This window comes from Tersicoccus mangrovi (assembly GCF_036881825.1).
GTDB lineage: Bacteria > Actinomycetota > Actinomycetes > Actinomycetales > Micrococcaceae > Tersicoccus > Tersicoccus mangrovi.
Window position 1 is genome coordinate 1 of sequence record NZ_JBAJMW010000013.1, and the last position, 6533, is coordinate 6533.

At 64.8% G+C, this 6533-nt stretch carries 9 protein-coding genes and 2 pseudogenes; 3 read left to right on the forward strand and 8 right to left on the reverse strand.

The window, feature by feature from the left end:
• Positions 1 to 77 precede the first annotated feature (77 nt).
• The 5 genes and pseudogenes from V6N00_RS17045 to V6N00_RS17065 form a co-directional block, all read right to left on the reverse strand.
• Positions 78 to 392: pseudogene (locus V6N00_RS17045) on the reverse strand (transposase); the annotation flags it as partial.
• 280 nt (positions 393 to 672) lie between these two features.
• Positions 673 to 1257, reverse strand: a complete 585-nt coding sequence (locus V6N00_RS17050; protein ID WP_334234281.1) for a recombinase family protein — start codon at positions 1255 to 1257, stop codon at positions 673 to 675.
• Positions 1254 to 1499, reverse strand: a complete 246-nt coding sequence (locus tag V6N00_RS17055) for an antitoxin VbhA family protein (RefSeq protein ID WP_334234283.1) — start codon at positions 1497 to 1499, stop codon at positions 1254 to 1256. Before V6N00_RS17055 ends, V6N00_RS17050 begins: the two co-directional genes overlap by 4 nt.
• A complete protein-coding gene (locus tag V6N00_RS17060; RefSeq protein WP_334234285.1) occupies positions 1492 to 2274 on the reverse strand; it encodes a Fic/DOC family protein in 783 nt (260 codons plus the stop codon). The genes V6N00_RS17055 and V6N00_RS17060 overlap by 8 nt, the downstream gene beginning before the upstream one ends.
• 56 nt (positions 2275 to 2330) lie before the next feature.
• Entirely contained in the window at positions 2331 to 2528 is a 198-nt protein-coding gene (locus V6N00_RS17065; RefSeq protein WP_334234287.1) for a hypothetical protein, read from the reverse strand.
• 237 nt (positions 2529 to 2765) lie between these two features.
• Between V6N00_RS17065 and V6N00_RS17070 the strand changes: the two genes are divergently transcribed.
• On the forward strand, positions 2766 to 3281 hold the full coding sequence (locus tag V6N00_RS17070; protein ID WP_334234289.1) for a cytochrome P450 family protein: 516 nt from the start codon (positions 2766 to 2768) through the stop codon (positions 3279 to 3281).
• Positions 3278 to 3916, forward strand: coding sequence for a cytochrome P450 (locus tag V6N00_RS17075; protein ID WP_334234290.1), 639 nt, complete (start codon positions 3278 to 3280; stop codon positions 3914 to 3916). The genes V6N00_RS17070 and V6N00_RS17075 overlap by 4 nt, the downstream gene beginning before the upstream one ends.
• 548 nt (positions 3917 to 4464) lie before the next feature.
• Here V6N00_RS17075 and V6N00_RS17080 read toward each other — a convergent pair.
• Positions 4465 to 5070 (reverse strand): cadmium resistance transporter, encoded by a 606-nt coding sequence (locus V6N00_RS17080; protein WP_334234292.1) that lies wholly within the window; start codon positions 5068 to 5070, stop codon positions 4465 to 4467.
• Positions 5067 to 5273: pseudogene (locus tag V6N00_RS17085) on the reverse strand (ArsR/SmtB family transcription factor); the annotation flags it as partial. The gene V6N00_RS17080 and the pseudogene V6N00_RS17085, both read right to left, overlap by 4 nt.
• A gap of 87 nt (positions 5274 to 5360) precedes the next feature.
• Between V6N00_RS17085 and V6N00_RS17090 the strand changes: the two are divergent.
• The gene (locus tag V6N00_RS17090; RefSeq protein WP_334234296.1) at positions 5361 to 5495 is read left to right on the forward strand and encodes a hypothetical protein; all 135 of its coding nucleotides are present in this window, start codon (positions 5361 to 5363) and stop codon (positions 5493 to 5495) included.
• 12 nt (positions 5496 to 5507) lie between these two features.
• Here the strand turns inward: V6N00_RS17090 and V6N00_RS17095 are convergent, their stop codons facing one another.
• Positions 5508 to 6449, reverse strand: coding sequence for an IS3 family transposase (locus tag V6N00_RS17095; protein WP_334234297.1), 942 nt, complete (start codon positions 6447 to 6449; stop codon positions 5508 to 5510).
• Positions 6450 to 6533 lie beyond the last annotated feature (84 nt).

Consider the following 6533-nt stretch of genomic DNA (forward strand, 5'->3'; position numbering starts at 1 on the left):
CAGGACCAAGGGTTCTGGCGGTTGGGATGACGGCAACATTCACCGACAAGCGACGTCAGCATTCACGTGCGTAGCCAGGTGATCAACGCGGCCTCGGCGCGCTTGCGGCGCTCGAGCAGCCATTCCGGGAAGTAGGTGCCCTTCCTGAGCTTGGGGACGGCGACGTCGATCGTGCCGACACGGGTGTCCAGCTCGCGGTGCCGGTAGCCGTTGCGCTGCGTCACCCGGTCCGGGGACGCCTTGCCCCATTCGGCGCCGCAGACGGCGTCCGCGTCCGCGGACAGCAGCGCGTTGATCATCGTCTGCAGCAGCTGACGCATCAGATCCGGCGACGCCTCGGCGAGGGCTTCACCGAGCAGGCCAGCAGGGTCGACAATGTGAGGAGCGGTCATCGTGATGACTCCATTCGAGAGGGTTGTAGGAGATTCCTCGAAGGATCACACGGTGACCGCGCCCACGTTCACAACGAGGCCGGCCACCGAACGGTTACACCACTATGCGGGACGCCACTGGTCGAGTGGTTGTCGGACGCGACCGGAATCAAGCTGCGCACGCTCGCCAGGCGGCTACACCTGACCAAGCCGGCGGGCCTCACCGTCGACGAGCTGAACGCGATAGCCGGCGCTCTCGACGTCGCCCCCGGCGTCCTACTCCGCGACGACCAGAGCGGCGCTACCGCTGCGTCTGAGTGAATCCCTGATCGGCTCTGCTCAGCGCTCGCGCAACGGTCGACTTGCCGACGCTGAGCACCGCGGCGATGTGGTCGAGGCTGCGGCCCTCGGCGCGCATCCGCTGCGCCTGCGCGATCTTCTCCGGCGTCATCTTCGACGGCCGTCCACCGACTCGGCCTTGCGCCTTGGCGTGGGCGAGGCCGCGCATCGTGTTCTCCCGGATCGTGTCGACGCGGAGCTGCGCGAACACGGCGACCATCCCGAACAGTGCACGACCCATCGGGGTCGTGGTGTCGATCATCGGCTCCGTCAGGCTCTTGATGTTCACCCCTCGTCGGTCGAGGTCGTGCAGCGTCTCGATGATGATTCGCTCCGTGCCTCCCAGTCGGTCGAGACGGCGCACCAGAAGGGTGTCGCCCTCGCGGAGGTAGTCGAGGCAGGCGAGCCACTGCGGGCGGTCAGCGATGCGGCTCGACTCGCCGTGGTCGACGAACACTCGGGATGCTCCGGCCGCGCGCAGCTCGGCCTCCTGCGCCGCGGGGTTCTGCTCCCGCTTGGACACGCGGGCGTAGCCGACGACGTTCATCGCGCACTCCCCCGCACTCGCCCTGTGAGTGCGTCTGATCGGCGGGCGTACTCGGCGTGATCGACCCGGCCGGCCGCATAGTCGGTGAGGTTGGCGACGTCGGCGCGGTTCGGCTCCCAGCCTTCATGCCAAGCGGCCGCGAGGGACTGCACGACGGACCAGCGCTGCGTTTCGGTCAGGCCGTCGAACAAGTCCGGCCAGCGCTGCTCAATGTCGAGTCGAGTAGTCATCGGGTCAGTCACGTCCGCTCCGTCCTGCGTCGGTTCTGCCTCGGCCGGGACGCTGGGTCGACGAATGCCCTGCGACGTTCGAGCCCGATGTGGGTGCCGATCGCACGGCCCCTCTTGCACTCATGGGGAAGCTTGCCCGGAGGGCGTCGGCCACGCCGTTGTCGCTCATTCGAGACGCCGAAGCGTCACGGCCGAAAGGGGTGATCGCCTTCCCCAGCACCGCGGCGAGCCGGTCATTACGGCCGGTGTCCTGTGAGTGAAACCGTGCCTGCACGAACTCTTCGCGCAGCGGCGAGCCGGGGGCAAATTGCGCGGCGTCGATCCGATAGCCGGCCTGCTCTGCGAGCTGAGAGAAGAACACGAACTGCGTCCGCGTATTGCCCTCGCGGAAGCTGTGCACGACATTCAGCTCCCCCCAGCTCTCCGCGAGCTCGTCGACGAACTTCGCTTGCGGCAGTCCGCGCAGATAGTCCTTGCCTGCGAGCTTGGCGTACTCGGCCTCGGCGGCCGCCGTCAGGTGAGGGCCGGCGCCGTAGTAGGCGTGTCCATCCTTCGTCATGAACTGCCCGGCCGGGGCCACCCGTTCTTGACCGGCCCACTCGTAGACGTCCTGGAACACGTAAGCGTGGATCGCCTTCATGTGGTCGTAGTCGAACTGGCCGGGTATCGGGTTCTCGTGCAGCTCTTGAAGGCGCGTGTGCGCGAACGCTTCCTCCAACTGCCGGATCTTGTCGGGGTCGGGTTCCCCGTGCGGGTTGCCGGGAGTGGTGAACTTGTTCTTCAACACAGAAGTACCTGGGATGAAGTAGTCATCCCAGGTACGAAAGGTGGTGCCGCGAGGCATCAGCCCTGGACGTGGCGGCGGATCGCAGCGCGCGCCTCATCCCCCGTCAGCTCGTGGCGGGCGGCCCGCTCGACGATGGCGCGCAGCGCCGGGTCGGTGACCTCGTGGCCGGCCAGGGCGAGAGCTGCATCCGCGAACGCCAGACGGTCGTCGGCGGTGGTCTGTGCCGGCGGTGCGGCGATGAGCGTACGGACCATGATTGCCCCTCTCGTGGCGTGCTTCGATTCTATCAGCTACGGGCCGAAAACGGTCGGATTGGGTTTCGGAACAAGGGAGGTTTTGGCACGGAGTTTCGGCACGGCGTGTCGACGTCGACGGGCCGGGGTTGGCACTCGTGCCGAAATCGATCGTTTCCGGCACTGCCGGGTGCAGCACCCGGCAGTGCCGGAGGTCAAGTCCCTTGCCACAAACAACTTCGTGAATACCGTTAGAGCATGCCCGAGGACAGGAGATCTGCGCTTCCCGTTCTTCCCGTCGATCGAACGCTCGAGTTCCTCGTGCGCGGATACGCGTTCGGGCAGCACGGGTTCGATGCGGTGGGACGCGATGCGTTCACGACTCGCCTGATCGGGAGACGTGTGATTTTCGCCCGCGGCAGCGGCTGGGTGCGCTTCTTCTACGAGGGTGACCGATTTACTCGGGATCGGGCGATGCCTCGCTCGGTGAAGCACTCATTGCAGGACGAAGGAAGCGTGCAGACCCTCACCGGGGGCGAGCACCGGAATCGGAAGGCACTTTTCATTGACGTGCTCGATGCGTCAGCTCGCCTCGATCTGGATTGCCATGTCGCGGAGGCGTGGCAGAAAGAATGGGCCGCGGCGTCCGGAAACCGCGTATCTCTGCTGGAGTTGGCTGGGCGCGCTCTGACCGCTGGGGTGTGCACTTGGGCGGGTACTCCGCTCAGCGGCCGCGACCTTGATCGAAGAGCGTCCGAGAATTTGCAGGGATGATCGATGGCGCAGGTTCCTTCGGGCCACGAAACCTGCGAGGACGGGCGCTCCGGCTGCGCACGGAAGCATGGGCGCGACAGGTGCTTCGCGACGCGCCGCCGGAGACCATCGCGGCCAGGGTGGCAGGCCATCGGGACGCAGACGGTCAGTCGCTCGACGAGCGTACTGCAGCCGTGGAGTTCCTAAACCTGCTTCGACCCACCGTTGCGATCGCGCGCTTCATCATGTTCGCGGCTCTCGCGTTGCATCTTCATCCCGAATGGCGCTCGCGTGTCGCCGAGAACGAGGAGTCCCGACTCGCCTTCGCCCAGGAAGTGCGCCGCACTACGCCGTTTTTCCCCGTGGTCGGCGGGACCGCCGCACGCGATGTGGAATGGGACGGTGTCCGTTTTAGGCGCGGTGATTGGGTGATCCTTGATCTTTTCGCCACCAATCGTGATCCTCAGCTCTGGCCAAATCCGTGCACCTTTGCTCCCACCCGGTTCATGTCGGGTGAGCCGCACCACAACGCGCTTGTGCCGCAAGGCGGTGGTTTTTACGAGGACGGCCACCGCTGCCCGGGCGAACCGGCGACGGTAGACCTCCTCGCTTCCGCTGTGGGACGGCTGGCCACTGCTGAGTATTCGCGTCTCTGAGCACCACCGGCATTGCCGTTGAGCACAACCCACGCACCGCAGCGATAGCGGCGATGAGCGCCACGCGATATTCGATCTCAGCACCACCCTGTTCGTCCTCACGGACGATGACGCACAGGACGCGGGGACCGTTCCCGGCAAAGAGGACACCAGCCCCAGTCTTGTGCTGCCGCGGCCAGGCTCCGCCTGCCCTTGCCGTCGACTTCGTCCGGTTGCGGATCGGGCGAGATGGGGCCGTCGACGGCGGACACGTGCGTGCCGTCGCCAGTTCTCGCGACCTACTCATCGGCCCTGGTGCTCAACGGCAATATTGGGTGGCGCTGAATCGCGATATCGACTGGTGCTCGAAGGCAATATCCGGTGGCGCTGAAGGGTGCGAATACTCACACTGCGGAGTACACAGTCCCCGGCCAGGACTTTCGAGTCGACCTGCGGCGATTCCCGGCGCAACCCGAGGACGGGTTTGTGCTCATTCCCGTCTAACCACTGCGGGTGAACGCTAATGATCGGAACGTAGGTCCCCGGCTCGGCCTGCTTCCTTTTGGTGATCAGAGCCCGAATGCGCCGCCACTGATCAGGATGAAGATGCCGAGGCCGATCAGAACGATCGGGAACAGGATGTTCCCCCAGCGCTCCAGGATTTCCGCGATCGGACGTCGGGTAGCGATGAACTTGGCTACGTACACCAGGACTGGGACGAGCGCGAGGAACACTACACAGTAGGCGACCACGGCGGCGGGTCCCACACTCAGGAAGACCGGCACGTAGAACCCGATGTTGTCCCCGCCGCTTGCGAAGGTGACACCCGCTACGGCCCAGACCGCGACCTTTTTACCCTCGATCTTGCCCTCATCGTCATCGTCGTCGTCGTGACGTCGACGCCATGCCTGCCAGGCCGCCCATAGTCCCAGGCCCAACGGGATCAGACCGAAGTAGGGGATGACCTCTGGAGGCAGGAATGCTCCGGCGCCGAGAGCTACGAGTACAGCCGCGCCGAGAATGCCTGCGAATCCCAGATACTGCCCGACCAGGATTCGAGCGGTCGTGCCCCGTTGTCCCGCGCCACGGGCGAAGAACAGCGAGAGCACAATGATGTAGTCGATGTTCGTGACAATGAACAGGCCGATCGCTTGCAGTATGGAGAGGAAGATCATGCCGTCGCCTCCGTCGTGCAGCATTCCGGGGCCGCGCAGGAGGGATCGATGCACCCGGCTGCATGGTCCACGGCCAAGGTCGTGTCCAGCAGAGCGGTGAGCGCCCGGGTGAGACGGGGATCTGCGACCTCGTACCGAGTTCGGCGACCCTCGGGCTCCGCAACAACGATGCCACAGTCACGAAGGCAGGTCAGGTGGTCAGACGATCGGTAATAGTCAGCACGCAATGAACATACACGCATCACTGCATGATTGCCATCTGTTCCGTATGTATCTAGCGATGGTGAAAGTTGTCCCAGCTCATGCGCCGTGAATTCTTCTTCGGCTTGTTCCTCGCGCTGTGTGGCGCCGTCGGGTTGACGGCATCGATGGCCCTGTCCGTTGAGAAGATCGAAAAGCTGACGAGCCCCGATGCGGGCCTCTGAATCGCCCCGGGTTTAGTGGAGGGCGAGTTCTCCCGGCAGCGGCTGCTGTCGGAAGGTGTTCTCACGGTAGTACTCGTTCTCCATCTCGATCGGGGTGAGATACCCGATCGAGGAGTGCAGCCGGTTCTCGTTGAACCAGTGCACCCAGGAAAGCGTCGCCAGCTCCAGCTCATCGACGGTGCGGAAGGGGCCGTCGATCTTCACGCATTCGGTCTTATAGAGCCCGATCGCCGACTCGGCCAGAGCGTTGTCGTATGAGTCGCCCACGGATCCGATCGAGGCGATCGCGCCGACCTCGGCCAACCTGTCGGCGTAGCGCAGAGCGGTGTATTGCCGGCCGGCATCGGAATGATGAGTCACCCCGGTGACGTCTTCGCCTGCCCGGCCGCGAACCCACAGCGCCATCTCCAGCGCGTCCAGCGGCAGCTCGGTCGGCATCCGGTCGGCGGTTCTCCAGCCGACGATGCGGCGGGAGAACACGTCGGTGACGAACGCGGTGAACGCCATGCCCGACCAGGTGGGCACGTAGGTGAAGTCGACCACCCAAAGTTGGTTCGGCCGGCAGGCGGTGAAATCACGGTTGACGTGGTCTTCCGGCCGCACCGCCGCAGCATCAGCCTTGGTGGTGATGAACTGCTTCCCGCGACGAATGCCCCGCAGACCCTGGCGGCGCATGAGGCGCTCCACCGTGCATCGGGCGATCACGATGCCTTCGCGGCGCAGCAGATGCCACATCTTGCGAACCCCGCTGATGCCGCGGCCAAGCTTCCGGTCCCAGAAGACCCGCTCGATCTCGGCGATCAGCTCCTCATCGCGCAGAGCCCGAACAGATGCAGGGCGTTTCTTGAAGGCGTAGTAGCCCGACGGGGCAATCTTCACTCCGTGCTCGGTGAGCACGCGGCAGATTGGCTCGACCCCGAACCGGTCACGGTGATCATCGATGAAGGAGATCACCAGGGCAGCGGAAAGTGTCAAGGCGGGTGAGACAGATTCCGTCAGGCGGTCTGTATGAGGGCCTCCTGTGAGGGCTGGTTGATC

What these genes read in the sequence shown, in the direction of transcription:
- V6N00_RS17050 (WP_334234281.1), bottom strand. Translation starts at nt 1,257, where the DNA reads ATGAACGTCGTCGGCTACGCCCGCGTGTCCAAGCGGGAGCAGAACCCC.
- V6N00_RS17065 (WP_334234287.1), bottom strand. Translation starts at nt 2,528, where the DNA reads ATGGTCCGTACGCTCATCGCCGCACCGCCGGCACAGACCACCGCCGAC.
- V6N00_RS17070 (WP_334234289.1), top strand. Translation starts at nt 2,766, where the DNA reads ATGCCCGAGGACAGGAGATCTGCGCTTCCCGTTCTTCCCGTCGATCGA.
- V6N00_RS17075 (WP_334234290.1), top strand. Translation starts at nt 3,278, where the DNA reads ATGATCGATGGCGCAGGTTCCTTCGGGCCACGAAACCTGCGAGGACGG.
- V6N00_RS17080 (WP_334234292.1), bottom strand. Translation starts at nt 5,070, where the DNA reads ATGATCTTCCTCTCCATACTGCAAGCGATCGGCCTGTTCATTGTCACG.